Below are 24,916 nucleotides of genomic sequence, written 5' to 3'. Positions count from 1 at the left end.
TTCCACCTTTATCGGACGCTCAGACAACCTAGAAACAGTCGTCGCTAGCTTCATCGGAGTGTCGGATAGCCTGGAGACGGCCGTCGCTACCTTCATCGGACGCTCGGAGAAGCTAGAAACGGTCGTCACTAGCTTCATCGGACGCTCGGACAACCTAGAAACGGCCGTCGCTACCTTCATCGGAGTGTCGGAGAGCCTAGAGACGGGCGTCGCTACCTTCATCGGAGTCCCGGAGAGCCTAGAAACGGCCGACGCTACCTTCATCGGAGCGTCGGAGAGCCTAGAGACGGGCGTCGCTACCTTCATCGGAGCGTCGGAGAGCCTAGAGACGGGCGTCACGACCTTCATCGGAGTGTCGGAGAAGCTTTTATAATTAGAAAAGCGATTCCCTTTTACTTTCGCAGAAGAGAAATACCGCTTGGATTCAATTTATAATGGATAATTAACAATGCATAATTAGAGAGTTAGGCGCTTCGTGCGCTATGCAAGATCTTAGAACTTAGAGTTTTCTAAGATCAAAGTTCTAAGCTCTAAGTTCTCAAAACTCTCCCTCCTTATTTCTCATTAAAAAAGAACCGCATCGCGGTTCTTTTTTATCATTCCCACTCAATGGTTCCGGGCGGCTTGTGCGTCACATCGTACCAGAGTGAGCCTGCGCCTGCGTTTAAGAAGCGCTGCCACAATTTGGCGAGGGCTTGCGGATCGATTTCCGCAAAGTTTGCGGTCATCGCTTCCGTCGAATTGACTGGGCGCATCACAATGCACGGTAAATTTTTCACGCGGAGCGGTACCGAGACCACGGGCATCTGCCAAATTTTTTCGTATAAATCATTCTCTTGCAAGAATTGCGTGCAGATATCATCAAATTTGCGGAGAGTGTCGAAATTTTCGCGGGTCGCATATTGCGCAACGAGTTTCGGTTCCGAAGCCTCCACAGTTCCGATTTGATAAATCACGCGGTTAATCGCCTTAAAACGATTCGCAAGTTCCGTCGCAAATTTTTCGCATTCTTTCCAGCTCAAATTCGGCGTTGTAATGAGGAACGGCTGCGCATATGTTCTGCCGTCGCCTTGCACGCCCACGCTTTTAATCGGAAGAATATATCCCGAAATTTTATTTTCGCGCAAATAATCGACGAGAGAATTTCCATTCGAATCTTTCACCTCATCCAATGCGACCATATCTTTGCCGAGGACGCCGTCGCTGCAGAGCAGACGCACGCCAAGACCCGGACCTGGGAACGGATGCCGCCACACGAGATTGTGCGGAATGCCGAGTTCTTCACCGAGAGCACGCACTTCATCTTTATACAAATCCGCGAGCGGTTCTAAGACCAAGCCTTTTTCCATCAAATCCAAAACTTCTTTCACGCGGTTGTGATGCGTTTTAATTTTATCTGCATTTTTGGTGCCACCGCTTTCAATCGTATCCGGATAAATCGTTCCTTGCGCCATCATCCATTCATTCGGATCCAAATGGAGCTTCGCCATTTCTTCGTCTTTGACGACAAGGAATTCTTTGCCGATAATGCCGCGCTTCGTTTCGGGAGCAGTGACCCCTTGGAGCTTTGCCAAAAAGTGATCGCTCGCATCGCGGACTTTCAAATTATTCATGCCTTCGGCTTTCAAAAATTCCATGATTTTTTGCGATTCGCCGAGGCGCATCATCCCGTTATCTACATGAAGGCCGAGGACTTTTTCGGATCCGAGAACGCGGTTCAAAAGAACGAATGCCACCGTTGAATCGACGCCACCGCTCACGAGCAAGAACACTTTGCGTTCTTTCACTTGGTCTTTGATTTTTTGCGTGATTAACGGCAAATAACTTTTCATATTCCACGAACGCGAAGCGCCGCAGACATCGATAAAGTTGTCGAGAATTTTCATGCCGAAACGGCTGTGAGTCACTTCGGGATGGAATTGAATGCCGAAAATTTTCCGATTCGGAAGTTCGCTGTCAAAGGCAACCGCAGCGACTTTGCAATCTTTCGTGCTTGCGACAATGCGGTAACCCGCGGGCAGTTCCGTCACTTGGTCACCGTGACTCATCCACATCGGCGAAGCCTTCGGGAGGCCTTTTAAGATGGGGCAATTTTCATCTTCGACTTCTAAATCTGCGATGCCGTATTCTTTCACTTTTCCCGGTTCTACGTGCCCGCCGAGTTGTTGCGCAATCAGTTGATGTCCGTAGCAAATGCCGAGCTTCGGAACGGGAATATCCAAAATCGCGGGATTGTAAGCGGGCGCATCTGGCGCATAAACGCTCGAAGGTCCACCGCTATAAATAATTCCCTTCACCCCTTCAAGTTCCGAAACCGGAGCATTCGGAGAATGAATTTCGGTAAAAACTCCCAGACGACGAACGCGGTTCGCAATCAAGTGCGCATACTGTCCGCCGAAATCCAAAACGGCAATCGTATCAACATTTTTCATATCGCTTTCAATTATAGAAAATTCAAAGAAACTCTCCCACTTTCATCGAAACGAAATACAAAAACAATTCTAATTTTGCGTCGTCATGGCGCTTATTCTTTTCAATAAACCTTTTGGTGTTTTGAGTCAATTCACCCCCGAAGGCGGGCACCGCGCTTTAAACGAATTTGGATTTCCAAAAGGAGTTTATGCGGCGGGGCGCTTGGATCACGATAGCGAAGGCGCTCTTCTTTTAACCGACAACGGAAAACTCATTCAAAAATTGCTCTCGCCTAAAAATGGTCACCCGCGAACTTATCTTGCGCAAGTCGAAGGCCAAGTGACCGAAGAAGCGTTGCAAAAATTGCGTAGCGGCGTCATCATTCAAGGTTATCATACGAAAAAGTGCGAAGCCAAATGCGTCCCTGCGCCCGAAAATCTTTGGGAAAGAATTCCGCCCGTTCGTTTTCGCAAAAATATTCCCACGTCTTGGATTCAGCTCACTTTAACCGAAGGCAAAAATCGCCAAGTCCGCCACATGACAGCCTCCGTCGGCTTCCCCACTCTTCGGCTTATCCGCATCCAAATCGGGCGCTTAAAACTCGATGGTTTACAACCGGGAAAATGGAAAAAATTAGAAATGAAAGATGAAGACTTAGGAGTTTAAGAAATTAAAAGCGTTTAATTTTCGCGCGCCATTAAGAATCCGAACTAAAGCTGTCCAGATTCGGATTCCCCTTCCTGAAGTCCACAGTTGTCAAGCGAACAAAAGCTCGAAGAACTTTCTTCTACAGAACTTGAAGATTCCTTAGATTCCGAAGACTTTTCTGCGGAACTAGATGATTCCTTCGATTCCGAAGACTTTTCTACAGAACTAGAAGACTTCTTAGATTCCGAAGACTTTGCTACAGAACTAGAAGACTTCTTAGATTCCGAAGACTTTGCTACGGAACTTGAAGATTTCTTAGATTCCGAAGACTTTACAGACGAGCTCGACTTTTCATCTTTTTCGCTGCTGGAGCTGACCTTTTCCGAAGAAGAAGATTTTGCTTCTGCAATCCACTCGCCTTCTTGGCAAACGTAATTGACTTTTTCATCTTGGACGAAAACGGTGTCGCCGTCATTTGCCTTCACGCATTCTTCAAGGTCATCTTTCGAATAAACTTCGTTCTTGACTTCTGCGCTAGAACTGCTGAGGTCGTCGCCGCTAGGAGAACTGCTCGAGTCATCGCAAGCCACAAATGCAGCCGATGCAATCGCTGCAACTCTCAAACAACCGAAAAACTTATTCATAGATCCATCCTTCTGAAACGAATAAATTTATTTTGGCGCAAAATGTAAAAAAAACGTTACGTTTGCAAGAGAAAATCACAAAAATTCATTAGTTTTTTTTAATAAATTCAATAAAAACTAATAATGAGTATGCAATAAAGCGTCGCAAGTCTCTTCATTTTTTGAAAAAGGAGATGCTCTCTGCGGAGCGGTGCAAACTCAATTCAAACTTCTATTAAAAATTTGGCCACTAGCCCAGCCGGCTTTGAAGAAATACAAAAAAGCCCCGCTTGCGCGAGGCTTTTTTGAAATTTGTCAAGAAAATTACTTCTTGTCTGCGTCAGCAGCCGGAGCTGCAGCAGCATCAGCAGCCGGAGCGGCAGCAGGAGCAACGGATGCAACGAGTGCTTCTTCAGCAGCTTCGATCTTTGCAGCCTTAGCCTTAGTCGAAATCGTGAAGATAACTGTGCGTTCCGGAGAAGCAAGCTTCACACCTTCCAACTTGAGAGCCTTTGCGTAAAAAGTCACACCAGCGTGGAAATCAGAAATATCCAAGGTGACATTTGCCGGAATCTTTTCCGGAGTTGCGCTGAGCTTAATGTAGCGGGAAATCTGAGAGAAGAGACCGCCTTCATTCTTCACGCCAACCGGAAGACCCTTGAGAACAACCGGAACGCGAACTGTAATCGGAGTCGCTTCATCGATCTTCAAAAAGTCGATGTGATCGATAGCGAACGAAATGGAGTCCTTCTGATAGTTGTAGATGACCGCCGGATTGCCAGCCTTGCCATCAATTTCGAGATCCAGAAGGGTATAACGCTTGCCCGGAGCGAGGACTTTTGCCACGTCTTGAGCATTCACGCTGATACTTACCGCCTCTTGACCCTTACCATAATAGACCGCCGGAATCTGACCTTCTTTGCGAAGACGACCAGTTGCACGAGACGAGCCCGATACTCTCGAGGTTGCTTTGAGTGTTGTAAGTTGCATTATTTCTCCAAAAGTATTTAAAATAAAAAAACCTATTGGGGTAGCTGGACTCGAACCAACGAATAACAGAATCAAAATCTGTTGTCTTACCAACTTGACGATACCCCAAAGGGTGACCCAATTATAGAAAACATTTTTTGTTTTCGCAAGGGGTTCGAGCAAAAAAATTGCATTCTAAACAAAAAAACCGGCAAAGAATTCGGTCACCGCGACAAATCGCGCATTTTTGGCGATTTTCTCAGCTGTTTTTTCAGCATCTGCGCGATTTTTGAAAATGCCAAAGACCGATGCGCCCGAGCCCGACATGAGTGCGACCGCAGCGCCGCCTTCTAAAAAGTCATTTTTCATCTCTGAAATTAACGGAAATTGCGGGAAAACCGATTCTTCGAATTTATTAAATGCGCCCTGAAAATCGCGGAAAGGTGAATTTTTATAAGCGTCCCAGCGCGATTCTCCCGAAGGAATGCATCCTGCGTAAGCGGCTTTCGTCGGAACTGCGCAATGCGGAGTCGCAACCAAAAGAGCTCCGCCCGAAGGAAGAGATAACGGTTCTAAATGCGTTAAGCGTTCTCCGATTCCCTCGGCCAAAGCACTGCCGCCGCGGATTAAGAACGGAACGTCAGCGCCAATTTCGGTTCCGAGTTTTTCCAATTCTTCGCAAGAAAGATTCAAATTCCACAGGCGATTGAGCAAGCGGAAAGCGGCTGCAGCGTCTGCGCTTCCTCCGCCAAGGCCTGCACCGAGCGGCATTTTTTTTTCTAAGTAAAATTCTGCGCCCGCTTTCACCGAAAATTTTCGCTGCAAAAGTTTTGCGGCTTTGTAAACGAGATCTTTTTCTAAGGGATATTCCTGCGGCGCATTGTAGCGCATGATGATTTCGCCCGTCGAATTGACTTCGCCCGAAAGAGTGTCGCCCACGTTGATTGTTTGAAAAAGCGTTCCTAAATTATGATAGCCATCGGGACGCTTCAAAAGAATATCCAAAAAAAGATTGATTTTCGCTGGCGCAAATTCTTGTTGCATTTTTATTCCGTTTAGTGAATTTATAATGATTACTTTATATGAGTTAATTTATATTGGTTAATTTATTCCAAGTTATTTTTTCTCGACGAAGACGGTATCGTGCACAAAAATCGTATCGCGGACAATTACCGTATCGCGAATATACTTGGTTACAGTTACCGTCACCACTACAGAATCCGGCGTAGGAATTGACGCAGGCGGAGCGATAGGAACTTCGACAGACGAAGACGATTCTGCGCTCGAAGAAGAAATCGCCGAGGAAGAAATCGCCGAGGAAGAAATCGCAAGCGAACTCGAAGATAAAGCCTTCGAAGAAATCGCCGCCGAGGAACTCGACAAAACCGCCGAAGACTTTGCTTGCGTTGCAGAACTTATCGATGATTTTTCCGATTCTTGTTTTTGAATGAGAGCCGCGAGCGAATCCCGCGAAGTATGTAAATCTTTTAATTGCATTTTATAATGCGACTTGCGCACGGCGCGCCTTTCCCGCGAATAACGCCACTGCACATCTTGAATTTCATTATCGATGTCTGCGAGTTGTTGATACAATGGACCTTCGCCCGCAGGCTTTGCTTTTGAACTAAAAAATCCTGTAAAAGAATCCCAAAGCGATTTACTTTCTTCGGAAAATCCAAATGAAAATAATCCGCAGAATAAGGCGACCACAAAAATACGCATCCGAAACTTCATGCTTAAACGATAAAAATTTCCGGCGAAGCTGTCCAAATCAAAAAATCTTTATTACATTTGTAACGCCTGCGGAAATAGCTCAGTTGGTAGAGCGTCAGCTTCCCAAGCTGAACGTCGAGGGTTCGAGTCCCTTTTTCCGCTCTAGTCCTCCATTAAAAAACAGCATCCTTTTTTAAGGGTGCTGTTTTGATTTTTCAAAGAAAATCTCTCTAAGCGCATTGCGCTTAGAGAGTTCTTTTTTACAGTCTTTTTAAAACGGCGTTAGCGTGATGGATGAATCCTTCGGTATTCGCCATTTCGGCGATTGCTTTGCCATTTTTCAAAATCGCTTTTTGCGAATAGCGGATGACGCTCATCCGTTTGACGAAATCATAAACGCCGAGCGGACTGGAGAAGCGTGCGGTTCCATTCGTCGGGAGCACATGATCGGGGCCTGCAAAATAATCGCCGACCGGTTCACTTGACCACGGACCGATGAAAACGGCGCCGGCATTCACAATGCTTTCCGAAAGTTCTTCGGCTTCGCGAGTCATGATTTCCAAATGTTCGGGAGCGATGCGGTTTGCAATCGCAACGCCGTCAAACCAATCTTTCACGACCAAGATGCGTCCGAAATTTGCGAGAACTTTTTCTAAGAGTTCTTTCTTCGGCGATTTTTCCACTTGTTCATCGACGCATTCCGAAATCATTTCGGCGGTTTCCATGTTATCGGTAATGCAAAGCGCTGCTTCGAAGCCCGAACCGTGTTCCGCTTGACTTAACAAATCGGCGGCCACAAAATCCGGATCTGCCGAAGAATCTGCGAGCACTAAAATTTCGGAAGGGCCAGCGATCATATCGATATCGACGGTTCCGAAAACTTCTTTTTTCGCAATTGCCGCAAAGACATTTCCGGGGCCTACAATTTTATCGACCGGTTCAATTCCTTTGGCGCCGTAAGCGAGAAGCGCAATCGCTTGTGCTCCGCCGATGTGATAGACTTCGGTAATGCCAAGTTCGCGAAGAACAAATGCAACGGACGGATGAATGCCATCTTTTGCTGGAGTCGTGACAACGATTTCATCAACGCCGGCGACGAGAGCGGGAACAGCATTCATAATCACCGTACTCGGATAAACCGCAGCGCCACCGGGCACATAAAGACCTACGCGATGCATCGGACGAATGCGTTGACCAAGCACTTCCCCATCTTTGCCTTTGAATGTAAAACCGTTCAAATCCTTGAGTTCGTGCTTGTGAAATGCAACTGCATTTTTAATCGCTTGGCGAATTGCTTTGGCAAGAGTCGGCGTGACTTTGTCGGCGAGCTTAGAAATTTGACTTTCGCTCACTGCGAGTTTTTTGCCTTTTAAGCCGTCAAATTTTTGAGCGTATTCCACCGCTTTTTCTAAACCGCCTTCGCGGACGTCTTCCAGAATCTTCTTCACCTTTTGATGAATTTCTTCGGTCGGTGCAACACCACGTGCGCAAATACGATCGACTTCTTGCGAATTCTGCTTGACCTTGATGATTTTCATCTTGCATTTCCTTTTAAAGATTCTTTGTACATCTTATACGAAAGTCCGTCCACGAGTGCGAACCAAGACGCTTCGATGATATTTGTCGAAACGCCTGCGACATGCCATACGCCATCTTCGTCGCCGAATGTACTCCACACGCGAACATGCGCATCCGAGCCGACATTCGAACCGAGAACGCGCACTTTAAAATCGTCCAAGCGCACATTCTTCATATACGGATAATACGGCAAAAGCGCTTTGCGAAGAGCCGCATCGAGAGCGTTCACCGGGCCATCGCCTTCGGCAACTTGATGACTAATTTCATCGTTCACGCGAAGCTTCACCGACGCCTGCGAAACGCTTACGCCTTGTTCGGAACGGTCTTCGATGACGCGATAATTTTCCACCGTAAACGGCTGCGCAAAACGTCCGAGTGTGCGGTAAACGAGCATTTCAAAACTCGCTTCTGCGCTGTCAAAATGCCAGCCCGCATTTTCGCGTTCCTTAATCAAATGCAAAAGATTTTGCACCTTCGGATCTTTCTTGTCAATTTCAATGTGCAGCAATTCTTTAATTTTTTCGACGACCAAAGAACCACCCGCTTGATCGCTTGTGACGAAGACGCGGTTGTTCCCTACCGACTTCGGATCGACATGTTCAAAGCTCCGCGAAACTTTCATCACGCCATCGATATGAGCGCCGCCTTTGTGCGCAAACGCTGCATCGCCGACATACGGTGCTTTAATGTCGCTCGGAATGTTGACGATTTGATCGAGAGCGAGACTCACTTTGCGCAGGTCTTTCATATTTTCGCCGCAATAAATTTGCTTTTTCAATTTGAAAACCAAATCCGCAGCGATAGTCGTTAAGTCTGCGTTACCGCAACGTTCGCCGTAACCGTTCAAAACTCCTTGCACCATGTGCACGCCCGCATCGACGGAGACGAGCGAGTTTGCAACCGCAAGACCGCTATCATTATGCGCGTGAATGCCGAGCGGAACCGAGATGACTTTTTGCACTTCGGCAAGAATCGATTTCATTTCCCACGGCATCGTGCCGCCGTTTGTATCGCAAAGAACGATAAAGTCTGCGCCGCCGAGAGCAGCCGCTTTAATCGTTTCCATCGCATATTGCGGATTTGCTTTGTAACCATCAAAGAAATGTTCCGCATCGTAAATCGTTTCTTCAGAATTTTCTTTTAAGAAGCGCACCGAAGATTCAATCATATCCAGATTTTCTTCAAGAGTCGTGCGAATGACTTCGGTCACATGCAAATCCCAACTTTTGCCAAAAATCGTTTTGACCGGAGCTTGGCTTGCAATGAGAGATTGCAAGAGCGGATCATTTTCAGCAAGAACTTTCGGGCGACGAGTGCTTCCAAACGCTGCAATTTTTGCATGCGTTAAATGCATTTCGCCGATGCGCTTGTAAAATTCCACATCCGTCGGATTACTCGGATTTGGCCAACCGCCTTCGATATAATCAAAACCAAATGCGTCCAAAAGCTTTGCAATTTGCAATTTGTCCGCTAAGGAAAGAGAAATTTTGCGATCCTGATTTCCATCGCGTAATGTGGTATCGTAAAGAAATACTTCTGGCTTCATGCAAATAAATTTAAAAATTTTTTGAGCGCTCTCAAAAAGAACGCTCTTTTCTAAGAATGATTTGCGAGTTTAGCGCGCGACCATGCCGGCTTTTACGGCTGTCATTTTTTCTTCGCCTTCTAAAAGCGAAAGCAGAGCAAACCCAAATTCTTCCGCAGAACCCGGCCCGCGACTCGTCACCAATTTTCCGTCAACGACGACGCGATCGTTTGAATACGCTTTGCAATACGGGCGAATATCCGCTTCGGTCGAAGGATAACTCGTCACGCGTTTATCGTGGAGAATTCCCGCTAACGCAAGAACAATCGGAGCCGCACAAATTGCCGTCACCCATTTATCTGCCGAGACAAAAGAACGCACGGTTTCAAGCACCGCTTCCAATGCCCGCAAATTTTCGACGCCACGACCGCCGCCCGGAAGAAATACTCCCGAGAAGAGTTTCAAATCCACTTCGGAAAGAAGCGCATCCGCTTTAATCGTGAGCCCGTGAGCGCCTTCGACGTAAGGATCTTCGTGAATACTTGCAAGAGAAACTTTAACGCCTCCGCGTGTCAAAATATCAAATGGCAGAACCATTTCGGATTCTTCAAATCCGTCGGCGAGTAAAAACAAAATGCGATTTTGCATAGGATTACCTCTAAAAGGAATATAATAAAATTAAGCGTTAGAAGCCATTCTCTTTCGCCTTTTCCATTTTCGGAAAAAACTAAATTTATCGTGTGAAAAATTCGCTAAAAGAAAAAATCGAAATGGCTTTTGCCAAACGCGCTTCGCTTTTTGAAGTGACGGATGCATTTCGCGTAGTCAATGGAGCCGATGACGGACTTCCCGGCGTAGCAATTGACCGCTACGCAAATTGTTTTCAAATTCAATATTTTGGCGCAGAACTTTTACCCCGAAAAGCAGAAATCGCAGCCGCCGTGCAAAGCATTTTTTCGCCCGATTTTCTCGTTTCAAAATTTCGTCTTTCGCCATCGGGAAAATCTCTCGAAAAGCCCGAAATGGAAGTGCACTTCGGAAACGAAAATGCCGCACAAACAATCGTCCGCGAAGGAAACGCAAAATTTCACGTCGATCTTTTGGACACGGTAAATCCGGGACTTTTTTTGGATATGCGCGATGGGCGTTTCGATGTTGAATCGCGCTCTCGCGGAAAAGAAATTTTAAATCTTTTTAGCTACACGTGCAGTTTTGCGGTACACGCAAGAATCGGCGGGAGCACGCGTGCAGTGAACGCTGACATCAGCGGAAAAATTTTGGAAAAAGGCCGCGAAAATTATCGGCTAAATCATCTTGAAATTCAAAAGGGCGAATTTTTTAAAGGCGATAGCCGCGAATATTTAGCGTGGTGCATGCGCAAAGGCTTGCATTTTGACGGCGTCATTTTAGACCCGCCGAGTTTTTCTCGTAATAAAGGAAAGACATTTTCTGTCAAGTCTGATTTTCAAACTCTCGTTTCCGAAGTCGCCGAAATTCTTTCGCCAAGTGCATTCTTTTTAGCGAGCACTAATTTTAGCGAATGCACTCCCGAAAGTTTGGCAAAAGAAACTTTGAAAACGCTGCAGCAAAAATTTCCGCGGGCAAAAATTCTTTGGGCGAAAGGACAAGGTCTTGATTTTCCCGGTTCGGGAACTCGCAAAGAAAGCGCGCTTTCTGCGGTAATGCTCGACGTTTCTGGAAACGCAAAATTCTAATTTTCTAAATTTGTCTTGAGGTGATTTTATGCATATTGGACACTTTGAATACGCTCGGGTTGAAGACATTAAGCCGCAGGGATTTTACTTGGAAGTCGAAAGCGGTGGACGCGTTCTTTTGCCCGGATCTAAAGCGCCCGCAGGCCTCCAAAAAGGCGATACATTAGACGTTTTCATTTATCTAGACAACGAAGGTCGTCCTGTCGCTACGACGCAGAAACCGTATGCGACCGTCGGTGAATTTGCCGTTTTAGAAGTGAAAGATGTAAACGATGTCGGCGCCTTCCTCGATTGGGGTCTAGACAAAGATTTGTTTTTGCCGTATAAGCAACAACTGGGAAAACTCATTCCCGGCGATCGCTGCGTTGTTTTCATTTTAGAAGATGAACGCACAGCGCGCATTGTCGCTACCGAAAAAATCAAAGCATTCCTCGACCGCGATACGCGCGATTTGCACATTTCGCAAAAAGTCAATTTAGCGGTTTACGATGTCGCTGACGATTACGTCGATTTTTTGGTGAACAACCGTTACACGGGACGTTTGCATTTAGACGCTTCAACGCAAGACGAAACTTTTGAAATCGGTGATACCGGCGAAGGTTACATTCAAAACATCCGCGAAGATGGCCGTTTGACTTTGAGTTTAAAACCCGTCGGTTATCACGCGACGATGGACGCAGCCGATGATATTATGAAAAAGCTCGAAGAAGCCGGCGGAATTCTCCCCTTCTCCGATAGCAGTTCTCCGGAAGAAATTCAGCAAGAATTCGGTCTTTCGAAAAAAGCTTTCAAAAAAGTCATCGGTGGACTTTTCCGTCAAGGTCGCATTTTCATCGGAAACGATGGAATTCGCATCGCCAAAAAAACAGAAGAACGTCGCCGTTTTTCGCATTCAAAACCGCGTAAAAATTTTCGCAATCACTAATAATTTTTCCAAGGAGTCCGCAATGATCGCTCTTCAAAACGGAATCAATCTCGGCGGTTGGCTTTCGCAGTGCAATTACACGAAAGAACGCTACGAAACCTTTATCACCGAAAAAGATTTTCAGCAAATCGCCCAGTGGAAATTTGATCATGTGCGCGTGCCTTTTGATTTTAATGTAATCGAAGACGCAAACGGAAATGACCTTCCCGAAAATTGGAAGTACTTGGATAATGCAGTCAACTGGGGAAAAATTTCAGGTTTAAATGTCATCTTGGATTTGCATAAAACCGCGGGATTTGACTTTAACGATTTCGGCGATAACGAAAAGAATAATTTATTCGCTAACGAAATTTTGCAGAAACGTTTTTTAGCGTTGTGGGATCGCGTTTCGAAACGTTATGCACACGCAGAAAATGTCGCCTTTGAACTTTTGAATGAAGTGACCGATTTAGAATTTCGAAAACCGTGGAATGATTTGATTCAGAAAGCGGTGGAAGTTATCCGCAAGAATGCGCCCGAGACGCCGATTATTTACGGTGGCGTTTGCTGGAACAGCGCGTGTTTCGTCAAAGATTTGCTTCCGCCGACGACGAAAAATATCATCTATACATTTCATTTGTACGAGCCACTTCTCTTTACGCATCAAAAAGCTTCTTGGGTTCCTGCGCTCAAAAATCAGCCCGCGATTCCGTTTACCGACGACCTACAATTCTTCCGCGAAAATTCTCGCCCGCTCGGTTACATGGGCGAAAATATTTTGAAAGCAAACTGCAAAAAAATGGGAACAGAATTTTTTGAAGCATTCTTAACCGAAGCGGTTTCTGTTGCCAAGAAAAATGGCGTTCCCCTTTACTGCGGCGAATTCGGCGTCATCGATCAAGCAGATGCAAACGAAACCGTGAAATGGTTTGACGCTGTTCTTCAGACTTTTGATAAATTCGGCATTGGACATTCCTTGTGGAGTTATAAGGAAATGGACTTCGGATTTACCGATCCGCATTATGAACCGCTGCGGAAATTTTTGCTTTCAAAAGTTTAAGTTTTTGCAAAAAGGAAAATGAACGCGCGCCAAAGGCGCGCGTTTTGCGTTGAATTTTTAAAATGAAAAAGCCCCGCTTGCGCGGGGCTTTTTGAAAGTTTCGGTTAGCCGATGAAGAACATTTCACCGTAGCCAGGAACCGGCCACTGACTTTCCGGAACGATGCGTTCCAAAGCATCGACGTGCTTGCGAACACTTGCCATTCCTGCGAGTTCGAGAGCTGGATCCGCTTTATCGATTGCCGCTTCAAGCTTTTCAATTTCCTGCGTCAAAGCTTCCACTTCTTCTGCAGCGCTCTTGGCGAGCTTCGAAATGCCCGAATGGATGAAATCGGTAAGAGCCGAAGAAGATTCTGCGAGTTCGACTGCGTAAGAAATGCCTTCGGGGAGGAACATTGTCTTCGCCATCGTCAAAGCGCAGTTCGCTTCGAGAGCGACAACCGCTTCGTACTTTTCCTTTTCAATCACATAACGGCTTTCGAGTTCAACTTCGGAAAGAACACCGTAATCCTTGTAAAGTTTGATCACCTTCGGATCGCGATAAGCTTCGATAGCGTCGAGAGTCGTCTTCAAATTCGGAAGTCCGCGACGAGCAGCTTCAGCCTTCCATTCATCGCTGTAACCGTTTCCGTCAAAGAGCACGCGCTTGTGTTCCTTGATTTCTTTCTGCAGCACAGTTTGGAGAGCTGCGTTGAATTCGGTGCCCTTTGCAGTCAAAGCTTCAATCTGATTCATCACATCGTCCAAAGCCCATGCGACGATTGCGTTCAAAGCAGTGTTTGCAGTAGAGCAGCTCTGTTCGCTTCCGACAGCGCGGAATTCAAACTTGTTGCCGGTGAATGCAAACGGGCTCGTACGGTTACGGTCGGTTGCATCCTGCGGGAGCTTCGGCAAAGTCGAAACGCCGATTTCAATTTCGCCGCCCTTCTTCGAAGAAGACGGAGTGCCCTTTTCGAGCTGGTTGATGATATCGGTGAGCTGATCGCCGAGGAAGATAGAAATGATAGCCGGAGGAGCTTCGTTTGCGCCCAAACGGTGATCGTTACCTGCACTTGCCACACTTGCGCGGAGCAGCGGAGCAAAGGTATCAACGCCCTTGATAATCGAAACGAGAACCATCAAGAACTTTGCATTTTCGTGCGGAGTCTTTCCTGGAGAAAGCCAGTTCTTGCCATCCGGGCCCGTGATGGACCAGTTGTTGTGCTTGCCCGAACCATTCACACCGTCAAACGGTTTTTCGTGAGTGAGGCAAACCATGCCATAACGTTCAGCCACATTCTGGAGAACTTCCATCGTGAGCATGTTATGATCCGAAGACAAATTCTGTTCTTCGAAAACCGGAGCAAGTTCAAACTGAGCCGGACTCACTTCGTTGTGACGAGTCTTCGCCGGAACGCCGAGTTTCCAAAGTTCGCGATCAACTTCTGCCATGAACGAAAGAACGCGATTCTTAATCTTACCAAAGTAATGGTCTTCGAGCTGCTGGTGACGAGCCGGACGAACACCGAAAAGGGTGCGACCGGTCTGAATCAAATCCGGACGTTTGCTGTAAACATCGGCATCGACGAGGAAGTATTCCTGTTCAGGTCCGAGAGTTGCAAACGGGCGTTCATTGCCTTCGATTTTGAAGAGTTTTGCAACGCGGTGAAGCTGCTTGACAAGAGCTGCCTGCGAACGGAGAAGCGGAGTCTTCTTATCGAGAGCTTCGCCATGATAACCGTAGAACACAGTCGGGATGCAAAGCACTGCAACGCCGTCATTATTCTTCTTGATGAAAGCCGGAGAAGTCGGATCCCAAGCGGTGTAACCGCGGGCTTCGAAAGTCGCACGGAGACCGCCAGACGGGAAGCTCGATGCGTCCGGTTCGCCCTGGGTCAATTCCTTGCCCGAGAACGAAGCGACAACGCCGCCTTCAAAATCCGGATTGTAAAAAGCGTCATGCTTTTCTGCAGTGGTACCGGTTAACGGCTGGAACCAATGGGTAAAGTGCGTAGCACCATGATCAATCGCCCAAGTTTTCATTCCTGCAGCGACTTCGTCTGCGATGGACGGATCCAAAGCAGAACCATTTTTCATCGTTGCAAGGAGGCTTTCGTAGGTCTTGTGCGAAAGGTACTTGCCCATCGTCTTCGCGCTGAACACGAGGCTGCCAAAATCTTCTTGAATACTCACAATGTACTCCTTATGGTTTGTTTGCTCTAGCTTTTGCAAAAAGCATGCCAACAGAAATATCGGCATAATTTCGCAGATTTCGCAAAAAAGGCGAAACAAACCATACTTTTTTGTCTTTTTTGCTCGCAAAATATAGCAATTTTGTTGTTTTCTTCTCGAAAAATGCAGCGGAGAAATGAAATTCCGAGAAGCTGAAAATTTTGGAGGCGAGCCGCCCGCTGAAAGTGCAATTTTCTCCAAATTTCCGAAAAATTTCCCCGTTTTTTCCTTCTTCGGGCGAAAAAATTTCCTTCTCTTCTGAAATCAGCAGATGTTTAACGAATAATTGTAAAATGTTACTACAAAATTGTAATTATTTTTCTTGAAAATTTTTAGCGATTTCGAAAATCGGCGAACATTTTTTGCATCGTCGTTTGAATCGATGTGCCGCGCCAGAATTTTTTTATCCGCGAAATATCTGCGCAGAGGAACGGAATGTCCACCGGACGCATTTTTGCCGGATCCTGAACCACTTCAATTTTTACCTGCGCAAAGCCGATGATCGTCTGCAGCAATTCTTCAACGGAATGCGAAATTCCCGAGCCGACATTATACACCGTAAATTCATTTTCGTTTTCGAGAAGTTCGCGATAAACGTGCACCACATCAGAAACATCCGAAAAATCGCGGACTGCGCTCAAGTTGCCGACGAAAATTTTTCCCGGCTTTCCGCTTTTGTCAATTTCTGCCACTTGTTTACAAAAACTCGGGAGCGCAAATGTCGGCGTTTGCCCAATTCCCGTGTGATTGAACGAACGCGTGCACACGATTTTCATGCCGAATTTTTTGCGGTAAAGTTCCGCAAAATTTTCTTGTGCAATTTTGCTAATGCCATAGGGATTGCTCGCTTCGAGCGGATCCGTTTCTGAAAGCGGCGAATTTTTGGGCGCGTATTCTTCGGCGCTTCCGATGAGAAGAGTTTTTGCGTGCGGAGCAAATTGCTGAATGGCATCGAGTAAATGCAACGTGCCTTTGACGTTCACATCCAACGTCTGCACCGGATTTTTCCAACTTTCACCGACAGAACTAATCGCCGCCAAATTGACCACGTAATCGGGCGCGGCTTGCTTCACCGCATTTTCCATCGCGGACGGATTTAACAAATCGTATTCGGGATAATTCGCTTGGAAAACAGAATGCCCCGCGCTTTCTAATTCGCGGACCAAGTAACCACCGACAAATCCCGAAGCCCCGATGACGAGTGTGCGCGGCATTAAATTTTACCTTCAACCAAAAGCTGAATGTCGCTTTTCACCATGCGATTCACCAATTCTTCGTAAGTGATTTCCGGTTCCCAGCCGAGAATCGTTTTCGCTTTCGTCGCATCGCCGATGAGCAAATCCACTTCGGCAGGGCGGAAAAATTCCGGATTCACTTTGACGAGAATGCGGTCCGTTCCTTTGAGGGTCGCATATTCTTGAACGCCTTCGCCGTGGAATTCGAGTTCCATTCCCGCTGCGAGGAATGCGAGAGAAACAAATTCGCGGACGGTGTGCGTTTTCCCAGTCGCGACAACGTAATCGTCTGCTTTATCTTGTTGAAGCATTAACCACATCGCACGAACATAATCCGCCGAATGTCCCCAATCGCGGCTCGCATTTAAATTGCCGAGTTCTACGTGATCCTGTAAACCCGCTTTGATTTTGGCAACGGAAATCGTAATTTTTCGCGTGACAAATTCTTCGCCACGGCGTTCGGATTCGTGATTAAAGAGAATGCCAGAGCACGCAAACATGCCATAACTTTCGCGGTAATTTTTGATAATCCAATGGCCGTAAAGTTTTGATACACCATAAGGACTCCGCGGATAGAACGGTGTTTTTTCGTTCTGCGGAATCGTCTGCACTTTGCCAAACATTTCGCTTGTGCTCGCTTGATAGACGCGAGTATCGGGCTTTACCAAACGGACAGCTTCCAAAAGTTTTGTGACGCCGATGGCGTTAATGTCGGCGGTGGAAAGCGGCGTTTCCCACGAAGTCGTCACAAAGGACTGCGCCGCGAGATTGTAAATTTCATCGGGCTTTGCAATTTCCATTGCCCGCAGAAGCGATGCGGAATCCGTCATATCGCCAAAGATGAAAGTCACCTTTCCTTTTAAATGTTCCGCATTGTTAAAATCGAGTTTGCTTTTGCGGCGGACAAGGCCGTAAACCGCATAGCCTTTTTCGAGAAGAAGTTCTGCAAGATAAGAGCCGTCTTGACCCGTAATTCCAGTAATAAGTGCGCGTTTCATATTTCTTAAATTAGAAAATTTAAGGCGCTAAGCGCATCAGCAACTCTTAGAATTTAATCGGATAAAGCCAGAAGAATTTGACGTCGGGATAAACTTGAACGGTCGGCGCGGGCAATTTAATGTAATTCAAAATGCGGACGACATTGCGCGCCCAACGTTCGTGCGGTTTGAAGATGCCTTCTAAATCGTAATCGAGCGCGACGAAAAATTCGTGATGTCCTTTTTTGTGTTCAAAGACGCCTTCGTCGATACTCCAACCGCCCGCGATAGCAAACCATTCTGGCCAAATCCAGCGGATCGAAGCAGGAAGCATTCGATGAATTTTGAAAGAAAGCCAGAACGTTTCGTTGCAATAGTCATCGGTAAAAACGCCGGTATCGCTTTGGCGGTAATAGGCCCGCGAATTGATCCAGTAGCTGTATTTAAAATCGATGTATTTGAAAAATGGCACATAGCGTTTTGCCATCGGATAAAAGCCGCCGAGAGATCCTGCGAGGACGTCAAAAATGCTGAAGCCCCATTCGGGAGAATAACCGTCTTTCACATCGATTGCGATGTGCGTTGCCATCGCCGAAAGGCCCGCTGCCAAATACGATTGTAATTCCGAAAGTCCGGACCAATAATAGCCTTGGTAAAATCCTTCGGCTAAGAAAACTCCCGCGCCGAAATGTCCCGCTTTGTCCAAATTTTTTGCATATTCAAAATCGTTTTCAAAATGAAAATGCGAATGTTCATCGTCCCACCAACCTTTGGCAAAGACAAGAGCATAAGCCGCTACATAAGCGCTCGCGGTGAGCGTCACCATTCCGCCAAATTTTAAGCCCGAAAATTTTTGAAGCGAATCGCTGCCGGGATCTTCGGAACGGTAATCGAATGCGGTATCGCGCCAATGCTGCGAATACGGAACGATGACGGAATCCGCTTTTTTTACGGCGGACGAATCCGTGTGAAGAGAATCCGCAGACACAATTTCCCCTTGCGCAAAGACGTTCCACGCAAAGAATAAAATCAAAAAAAGAAAACTGCGAATTTTCACGAGCGCAAATTTAGAAAATTGTTAAAAAGAAAAAGGCGAAAGAAAATTCTCTTTCGCCTTCTCTTCGTTCATCAAAGGATTATTTTTCGCGACCGAAAATCACGACGCTATTATGTCCACCAAAGCCGAAGCTGTTGGACATCGCATAGTCAAATTTATGTTCGACAGAACCGTGCGCACAAACATCCAACTGAATTGCCGGATCTTGTTCGTCCACGTTGATTGTTCCGTGAACTTTCTGGTCGATGAGGGATTTAATCGAGATGATGCCTTCGATTGCCGAAGCAGAACCGAGCATGTGACCGATCATCGACTTCGAAGAATTGATTTTCAAATTCTTCGTGTCGCCCTTGTAAATTTCGGTAATCGCTTTGCATTCGGCGACGTCGCCAAGCGGAGTCGATGTGCCGTGCGTGTTAATGTAACCGACTTGCTGCGGTTCAAGCTTTGCATCGCGAAGAGCGTTTTCGATGGCGAGTTTCACACCGGCGCCGTCTTCACGCGGAGCGGTAATGTGATGCGCATCTGCCGAGAGGCCTACGCCTGCAATCGTTGCTAGAATTTTTGCCCCGCGCTTTTCTGCGTGACTTCTGCTTTCGAGAACCATCACCGCAGAGCCTTCGCCAATGACGAAACCGTCGCGGTTCTTATCAAACGGACGCGAAGCTTTTTGCGGTTCATCGTTACGGCGAGAAAGGGCGTGCATATTGGCAAAGCCAGCGATAGAAACCGGCGTCACCGCTTCTTCGGTACCGCCTGCGACCATCACATCAGCGCGGCCGAGACGAATTTGGTCAGCCGCAGCGATAATCGCATGGTTTGAAGAAGCACAAGCCGAAGTCGTCACAAAGTTCGGACCCATAAAGCCGAGACGAATCGAAATTTCACCCGTTGCCATATTCGTAATGGACATCGGAATGAAGAACGGAGAAACGCGGCGCGGACCTTTTGTCGCAAGCGCTGCAGAACCGTCGTAATAAATATCCATGCCGCCCATGCCCGAAGCGACGATGACACCTGCGCGGGTCTTATCGACTTTTTCCAAATCCAAGCCCGAATTTTCGACAGCGTGCAAAGCTGCGTAAACCGCATAACGGATGTTGCGCGAATAACGCTTTTGGTCGCGGGCATTGAAATACATGGAATCGTCAAATTCCTTCACTTCCGAAGCAAAATGAACTTCGTAAGCAGATGTGTCCATTTTTTCGATATTCGAAACGCCAGATTTCCCTGCAAGAAGATTTTCCCAAAGAGTCTGCGGATCATTTCCGAGAGACGAAACGCAACCCATTCCGGTAACAACAACTTCTTCCATTTTCATTCCTTTTGTTCAAGGTGAAGGGAGCCCGAAGGCGCCCGAGTTCTTTTTGTGCAATACAAATTTATAAATTTGATATTAAATGGCAATTCAAAACAAAACAGCCCCGAATTTGGTATGGATGGACCTCGAAATGTCCGGATTAAACCCCGAACATGATGTGATTTTGGAAATTGCAACCATAATTACCGGTCCCGATTTAAAAATCCTCGCCAAAGGACCTGTGATTGCTATCCATCAGCCCGAAAATATTTTGAATCAAATGGACGATTGGAATACGCGCCATCATACGCAAAGCGGACTGGTAGAGCGGGTTCGCCATTCTCAATACGATACCGCCGCTGCAGAACAAGCGACTTTGGACTTTATCAAACCGTTTACGGTCAAGCACGATCGTTCTCACAGCGGAAATATTCTCTGCGGCAATTCGATTACCCAAGATCGGCGCTTCTTATATAAGTATATGCCGAAAATTTCGGATTGGCTCAATTACCGCAACGTGGACGTTTCTTCGATTAAAGAACTCGCTTTCCGCTGGTTTCCGAACCTTCCCGAATTCGAAAAGCAAGAACGCCATCAAGCACTCGACGACATTTTAGAAAGCATCGCCGAACTCGAATATTATCGGAAAACGATTTTTCATCTCGAAAAATAAATGCGTCCGTCCAAGCCTCTCCCGCGAAACATTCGCCTCATCAATCGAGCCATTCTTCTAGTCGCAGTCCTTTTTTGCATTTTACAATGTTCGCGCTGCGCTTTTCAAAAAGACGATGAAAATAGCGAAAATGTTACGACAAAAAATGAGAAAGTTTTGTCGGATTCTGCGGCGACATTTGATACTCTTTCGGTAAAAAATTCCGCGATAAATTCTTCGTCTGCGCCTGCAAAAATTTCCGTTTCCGATTCCTCGAAAAAGCCCGATCTTTCGCACGTTTACGCGCAACGCGATACGGGACTCGCCCATATGATGGACACTTACTTGCGGCGTTTTCATCCGGACAATGCGCTTTATTTAGTCGTCAATGCGAAGACAAATGAAATCATCGCTTGGGGCGAACGGAAAGATTCGACGATTCAAACCGAGCCCGATTTTCTTTCACAGGCGACATTCCCCGCGGCAAGTCTTGCGAAAACGATTACGATTGCTGCGGCATTTGAATCCAAGCGCTATTCGATTCACAGCGAAGTGCCGTTAATCGGTAGCGCGCACACCCTTTACAAACGCCAACTAAAAGTGCCCGAAAATTATTGCGGTCCGATTTCTGCAGTGCACTTAGCTTATGCGAAATCTTTTAATCCGCCAATTGCTCTCATCGGGATGAATGTCGGCGCGAAGCGTTTAAAATCGGCGGCAGAAAAATTTGGATTTAATCGAAATTTCCCCGCAGGAATTCCCGAACGCAGTCAATACTCCCCCCCGGATTCGGGCTATGGACTCGCCGAAGTCGCTTGCGGTTTTACGCAGAGCACAACTCTTTCGCCTTTACAAGCGGCAGGAATTGCCCGCGCCATTCTCATGGAAAAGCCTTTTGAAATTCCGTGGGAAAAGAACGGCGCACGCGGAAGCGGTTCGAAAAATCATGCGCCGACGCAACCGATTGCACTCGGCATCGAACGCTTTTCGGAAAACGCTTACATCGGACTCAAGCAAGCGATGCTTGCGACGGTAACCGAAGGCACTTCCCGCAAACACATTTCCTCAAAAAATATTTCGCGGAAAGTTTTTAGCGATTTAGACATCGGTGGAAAAACCGGTTCCCTCGACGGCGAAAATCCCAAAGGTCGCTACGATTGGTTTATGGGATTTGCCAAAAGCCGTTCCAATCCCGATAAAGCGATTGCGATTGTCGTGATGCAAGTGCACGGGAGATTCCGCACACAAGTTGCGTCTCAAGTCGCAGCGCTTCTCATCAATTACTGGGCTAAGGAGAAATAAAAATGCCAGAGTTTTCTTGGTGGAATTTAATTCCCACACACTTTGACGGAATTGCAATTCAGCTGGGTAATTTCCCCGTGCATTGGTACGGACTCATGTATTTGTTCGCCTTTGCCACTTGCTATTTCGTCATTTGGAAAATGAATTTAAAGCAAAATGTCGGCATCAAAAAAGAACAGATGGACAGTTTCGTTTCGTGGGTGATCGCGGGCATTTTAATCGGCGCGCGCCTCGGCTACGTTCTCTTTTATAATCCGATGCATTATCTCACAAATCCGCTCGAAATCATTATGCCGTTCCGCTACGACGCCGTCGAAGGATTTATCTTCGTCGGCATTTCGGGCATGTCTTATCACGGCGGACTTATCGGCGCAATTCTCTTTGGCATTCTCGGGATGAAGCGCAACAAAATGCCGATTTGGGAAACTTTAAATCTCGGATTTTTAGCGGTTCCGCTCGGCTACAGTTGGGGACGTTGGGGAAATTTTGTCAACGGAGAACTTTACGGCGAAGTCACGACAAGTCCGATCGGAATGCTTTTCCCGATGGCGCACGATTTGCAACTGCGTCATCCGTCGCAACTTTACGAGATGACTTTCGAAGGAATTATTCTCTTCGGCATTCTCTTTTGGCTCAGCCATTACAAATTATTTAAAAAGCAAATGTTTCCGCTTTATCTCATCGGCTACGGCACATTCCGTTTCTTCATCGAATTTTTCCGCCATCCGGATAATTTCCTCGGGCGCAATGATTTGATTGGAATGAGCCGCGGACAATCTTTGTGTTTTTTAATGATCGTCACAGGCATTGCGATTTTCATCTGGGAACACAAACGCGAACTGAAGACAAATTTGTCAGCAAAAACAAAAAATCCTTAAAATTTTTCTTGCACAAATTAACCGGAAAATTTTTGCATTAGCTAAATTTTTAAAAACCGCCCACTGAAAGGATTCATCGTGGAAAATATCAACCAAATTTTAGATTCCGTTGACGGCATCGTCTGGGGAATTCCTCTTATCGTTATCATCCTTTTTGTGGGGCTTTTGCTCACCATCCGCTTAGGCGGTTTACAAGTTGCGAACTTAAAAAATGCGCTCCGTTATGCGATTCGCAGCGAAAACGAAGGCGATGGCGACGTTTCTAGTTTTGAAGCTCTTTGCACAGCGCTTGCCGCAACGATTGGAACCGGTAACATCGTCGGCGTTGCGACCGCAATCGGAACGGGCGGACCGGGCGCTCTTTTTTGGATGGAAGTCGCTGCGTTTTTAGGAATGGCGACGAAATATGCCGAAGGTCTTCTCGCTGTCAAATACCGCACCGTGGGAAATGACGGAAAAATTCTCGGCGGTCCATTCTATTACATTCAATGCGGCATCAAAGAACGTTTCGGTTGGAATTTCAAATGGTTAGCGGTTCTCTTCGCTATCTTCGGCGTTTGCGCAGGCCTCATGGGAATCGGAACGATTACGCAAATTAACGGTATCGCTTCGGCGGCAAATTCCGTCATTCCTTCGGGCACATTTTTAACGGTCGGCGCGCACAATATCTCTTATACGACAGCGATTGCAGGCCTTGTGATTTCTCTTTGCACAGCGTTTGTGATTATCGGAGGCATTCGCCGCATCGCAAAAGTCGCTTCGATTATTGTGCCGTTTATGGGGATTTTTTACATCATCGCTTGCGTCACCATTTTGCTTCTCAACTTCTCGCACATTTCGACTGCGATTGAAACGATTGTCCGCGCTGCATTTAATCCGGCAGCGGTGACAGGTGGCGTTGTCGGCTCGATTTTCATCGCGATGCAAAAAGGAATTGCCCGTGGCATTTTCAGTAACGAAGCGGGTTTGGGTTCGGCTCCGATTGCAGCGGCTGCAGCCAAAACAAAAGAACCGGTGCGTCAAGGACTTGTCTGCATGACGGGAACATTCATCGATACGATTATCATTTGTACGATGACCGGCCTCGTCATTGTCATCGGCGGCACTTGGGAACCGTCTCTTGGACTCGAAGGCGTAAACATTACGATGGAAGCTTTCCGCAAAGGTCTTGCATTCATCCCGGGCGGCGCTACCGTTGCGCCGTATCTTCTCACGGTTTCGCTCGCATTCTTCGCCTTTACAACGATTCTCGGCTGGGCGTATTATTCCGAAAGATGTTTACAATTCCTCATCGGAAAAAGCAAAACGAAAAAACTCATTTACCGTTGGCTTTATGTCGCAGCTGTTTTCATCGGACCTTATTTGACCGTTTCTGCGGTTTGGACGATTGCCGATATTTTCAACGGCTTAATGGCTTTCCCGAACTTGGTTGCGCTCATTTTGCTCAGCGGAATCGTCGCCCGCGAAACGAAACAATTCCTAGCGAAATTTGAAAAATAAATTTCAAAGTGGATTTTTTTCATCGCACAAAAAAGCTCTGCATTTCGCAGAGCTTTTTGATTTTTCGAAAATTAAAGTTTTATCGAATTTTCAAATTTTTGGAGAAGCGCTTTGCCCGCAGGCCATTCGCCGAGATCGGTTTTCGCATTGATATGCCCGAGACGTCCGACGTTTTCTAATTGCGAACCCCACGCTTTTGCAAATTCTTGAGCGCGTTCAAAGGTCACATATTCATCGTTTTCGCTTGCGACAACCATCGACGGAACCGGAAGCTTTTGAAGAGGTATCGGCGCAAAAGAGCGGATAATGTCCACGTGATCGGCATCGGCAGGGGCGACGAGAAAAGCCCCGCGAATTAACGGATTTTGATACTTCACCAACCATTCGACGGTTGTAACGACGCCTAAACTGTGTGCGACGAGAATCGTATCCGAAGTGAGTTCGGCGATATAATGCGAAAGGCGATTCACCCAGTCTTCTTTTTCGGGATGTTCCCAATTTTCTTGGTGAACACGGCTTACATCCGGAAGACTTTTCTCCCAAAAACTTTGCCAATGTTTCGGGCCAGAATTATTTAATCCAGGAATAATCAAATAATGCATATCACAAATATAGCCTTTATCCCTGTTCCAGAAGCATGCAAATTTTCTAAATTTAC

The 24,916-nt window shown here is 46.6% G+C and carries 23 protein-coding genes and 2 tRNA genes; 10 read left to right on the top strand and 15 right to left on the bottom strand.

All coding sequences use genetic code 11. From position 1 onward, the window contains the following. Window positions 1-58: 58 nt before the first annotated feature. Window positions 59-373 (top strand): hypothetical protein, encoded by a 315-nt coding sequence (locus B0H50_RS04850; RefSeq protein WP_109587326.1) that lies wholly within the window; start codon window positions 59-61, stop codon window positions 371-373. Between the two features lie 223 nt (window positions 374-596). Here the strand turns inward: B0H50_RS04850 and guaA are convergent, their stop codons facing one another. Next, window positions 597-2,432: a glutamine-hydrolyzing GMP synthase gene (guaA, locus tag B0H50_RS04845; RefSeq protein WP_109587325.1), complete on the bottom strand. Its 1,836-nt coding sequence runs from the start codon at window positions 2,430-2,432 to the stop codon at window positions 597-599. Window positions 2,433-2,517: 85 nt separating this feature from the next. On the opposite strand from guaA, the gene B0H50_RS04840 reads away from it, so the two are divergent. Then, window positions 2,518-3,078, top strand: coding sequence for a pseudouridine synthase (locus B0H50_RS04840; RefSeq protein ID WP_106197319.1), 561 nt, complete (start codon window positions 2,518-2,520; stop codon window positions 3,076-3,078). A 44-nt stretch (window positions 3,079-3,122) separates the two neighbouring features. Here B0H50_RS04840 and B0H50_RS04835 read toward each other — a convergent pair whose 3' ends face one another. The 5 genes from B0H50_RS04835 to B0H50_RS04815 all read right to left on the bottom strand — a co-directional run bounded on the left by B0H50_RS04835 (window position 3,123) and on the right by B0H50_RS04815 (window position 6,386). Next, window positions 3,123-3,704, bottom strand: coding sequence for a hypothetical protein (locus B0H50_RS04835; RefSeq protein WP_106197318.1), 582 nt, complete (start codon window positions 3,702-3,704; stop codon window positions 3,123-3,125). Between the two features lie 303 nt (window positions 3,705-4,007). Continuing rightward, window positions 4,008-4,673, bottom strand: a complete 666-nt coding sequence (locus B0H50_RS04830; protein ID WP_106197317.1) for a 50S ribosomal protein L25 — start codon at window positions 4,671-4,673, stop codon at window positions 4,008-4,010. Window positions 4,674-4,708: 35 nt separating this feature from the next. Continuing rightward, window positions 4,709-4,781, bottom strand: a tRNA-Gln gene (locus B0H50_RS04825). A 66-nt stretch (window positions 4,782-4,847) separates the two neighbouring features. Beyond that, entirely contained in the window at window positions 4,848-5,696 is an 849-nt protein-coding gene (gene ispE, locus B0H50_RS04820; RefSeq protein ID WP_106197316.1) for a 4-(cytidine 5'-diphospho)-2-C-methyl-D-erythritol kinase, read from the bottom strand. 72 nt (window positions 5,697-5,768) lie between these two features. Continuing rightward, complete coding sequence (locus tag B0H50_RS04815) at window positions 5,769-6,386, bottom strand: hypothetical protein (protein ID WP_146193676.1); 618 nt, start codon at window positions 6,384-6,386, stop codon at window positions 5,769-5,771. 68 nt (window positions 6,387-6,454) lie between these two features. Here B0H50_RS04815 and B0H50_RS04810 point away from each other — a divergent pair. After that, a tRNA-Gly gene (locus tag B0H50_RS04810) sits at window positions 6,455-6,527 on the top strand. Window positions 6,528-6,625: 98 nt separating this feature from the next. Here the strand turns inward: B0H50_RS04810 and hisD are convergent. The 3 genes from hisD to B0H50_RS04795 form a co-directional block, all read right to left on the bottom strand. Then, window positions 6,626-7,903, bottom strand: a complete 1,278-nt coding sequence (gene hisD / locus B0H50_RS04805) for a histidinol dehydrogenase (RefSeq protein WP_106197314.1) — start codon at window positions 7,901-7,903, stop codon at window positions 6,626-6,628. Next, the gene (cimA, locus tag B0H50_RS04800) at window positions 7,900-9,489 is read right to left on the bottom strand and encodes a citramalate synthase (protein ID WP_106197313.1); all 1,590 of its coding nucleotides are present in this window, start codon (window positions 9,487-9,489) and stop codon (window positions 7,900-7,902) included. The genes hisD and cimA overlap by 4 nt, the downstream gene beginning before the upstream one ends. 69 nt (window positions 9,490-9,558) lie before the next feature. After that, window positions 9,559-10,116 (bottom strand): DJ-1 family glyoxalase III, encoded by a 558-nt coding sequence (locus B0H50_RS04795; protein ID WP_106197312.1) that lies wholly within the window; start codon window positions 10,114-10,116, stop codon window positions 9,559-9,561. 92 nt (window positions 10,117-10,208) lie between these two features. On the opposite strand from B0H50_RS04795, the gene B0H50_RS04790 reads away from it, so the two are divergent. The 3 genes from B0H50_RS04790 to B0H50_RS04780 are packed head-to-tail and all read left to right on the top strand — an operon-like array spanning window position 10,209 to window position 13,147. Beyond that, complete coding sequence (locus tag B0H50_RS04790; RefSeq protein ID WP_233244511.1) at window positions 10,209-11,183, top strand: class I SAM-dependent rRNA methyltransferase; 975 nt, start codon at window positions 10,209-10,211, stop codon at window positions 11,181-11,183. 28 nt (window positions 11,184-11,211) lie between these two features. Further along, window positions 11,212-12,108 (top strand): CvfB family protein, encoded by an 897-nt coding sequence (locus B0H50_RS04785; protein WP_106197311.1) that lies wholly within the window; start codon window positions 11,212-11,214, stop codon window positions 12,106-12,108. A 22-nt stretch (window positions 12,109-12,130) separates the two neighbouring features. Beyond that, a complete protein-coding gene (locus B0H50_RS04780; RefSeq protein WP_106197349.1) occupies window positions 12,131-13,147 on the top strand; it encodes a glycoside hydrolase family 5 protein in 1,017 nt (338 codons plus the stop codon). 104 nt (window positions 13,148-13,251) lie between these two features. Here the strand turns inward: B0H50_RS04780 and B0H50_RS04770 are convergent, their stop codons facing one another. The 5 genes from B0H50_RS04770 to fabF form a co-directional block, all read right to left on the bottom strand. Then, the gene (locus B0H50_RS04770; RefSeq protein ID WP_106197348.1) at window positions 13,252-15,321 is read right to left on the bottom strand and encodes a glutamine synthetase III family protein; all 2,070 of its coding nucleotides are present in this window, start codon (window positions 15,319-15,321) and stop codon (window positions 13,252-13,254) included. Between the two features lie 368 nt (window positions 15,322-15,689). Continuing rightward, window positions 15,690-16,571: a GDP-mannose 4,6-dehydratase gene (locus tag B0H50_RS04765; RefSeq protein WP_106197310.1), complete on the bottom strand. Its 882-nt coding sequence runs from the start codon at window positions 16,569-16,571 to the stop codon at window positions 15,690-15,692. Continuing rightward, window positions 16,571-17,590: a GDP-mannose 4,6-dehydratase gene (gene gmd, locus B0H50_RS04760; RefSeq protein WP_106197309.1), complete on the bottom strand. Its 1,020-nt coding sequence runs from the start codon at window positions 17,588-17,590 to the stop codon at window positions 16,571-16,573. The genes B0H50_RS04765 and gmd overlap by 1 nt, the downstream gene beginning before the upstream one ends. Window positions 17,591-17,636: 46 nt before the next feature. After that, window positions 17,637-18,602 carry a hypothetical protein gene (locus B0H50_RS04755; RefSeq protein WP_146129096.1) on the bottom strand — a complete coding sequence of 322 codons (966 nt, stop codon included), beginning with the start codon at window positions 18,600-18,602 and terminating at the stop codon, window positions 17,637-17,639. A 103-nt stretch (window positions 18,603-18,705) separates the two neighbouring features. Continuing rightward, on the bottom strand, window positions 18,706-19,941 hold the full coding sequence (gene fabF, locus B0H50_RS04750; RefSeq protein ID WP_106197347.1) for a beta-ketoacyl-ACP synthase II: 1,236 nt from the start codon (window positions 19,939-19,941) through the stop codon (window positions 18,706-18,708). 85 nt (window positions 19,942-20,026) lie between these two features. Here fabF and orn point away from each other — a divergent pair, with 85 nt between their 5' ends. The 4 genes from orn (at window position 20,027) to B0H50_RS04730 (ending at window position 24,258) form a co-directional block, all read left to right on the top strand. Further along, a complete protein-coding gene (orn, locus tag B0H50_RS04745) occupies window positions 20,027-20,599 on the top strand; it encodes an oligoribonuclease (RefSeq protein WP_106197307.1) in 573 nt (190 codons plus the stop codon). After that, complete coding sequence (locus tag B0H50_RS04740; RefSeq protein ID WP_106197306.1) at window positions 20,600-21,880, top strand: penicillin-binding transpeptidase domain-containing protein; 1,281 nt, start codon at window positions 20,600-20,602, stop codon at window positions 21,878-21,880. Between the two features lie 2 nt (window positions 21,881-21,882). Beyond that, the gene (lgt, locus tag B0H50_RS04735) at window positions 21,883-22,758 is read left to right on the top strand and encodes a prolipoprotein diacylglyceryl transferase (RefSeq protein ID WP_106197305.1); all 876 of its coding nucleotides are present in this window, start codon (window positions 21,883-21,885) and stop codon (window positions 22,756-22,758) included. Window positions 22,759-22,833: 75 nt separating this feature from the next. After that, window positions 22,834-24,258: an alanine/glycine:cation symporter family protein gene (locus tag B0H50_RS04730; RefSeq protein ID WP_173314740.1), complete on the top strand. Its 1,425-nt coding sequence runs from the start codon at window positions 22,834-22,836 to the stop codon at window positions 24,256-24,258. A 71-nt stretch (window positions 24,259-24,329) separates the two neighbouring features. Here B0H50_RS04730 and B0H50_RS04725 read toward each other — a convergent pair whose 3' ends face one another. Continuing rightward, complete coding sequence (locus B0H50_RS04725) at window positions 24,330-24,860, bottom strand: RBBP9/YdeN family alpha/beta hydrolase (RefSeq protein WP_106197303.1); 531 nt, start codon at window positions 24,858-24,860, stop codon at window positions 24,330-24,332. Window positions 24,861-24,916: the final 56 nt, after the last annotated feature.

Origin of the sequence: Hallerella porci (assembly GCF_003148885.1) — a bacterium.
In the GTDB taxonomy this organism is placed as follows: Bacteria; Fibrobacterota; Fibrobacteria; order Fibrobacterales; family Fibrobacteraceae; genus Hallerella; species Hallerella porci.
The sequence above is the reverse complement of the archived record's forward strand: the minus strand, read 5'-3'. Positions and strand labels throughout refer to the sequence as shown.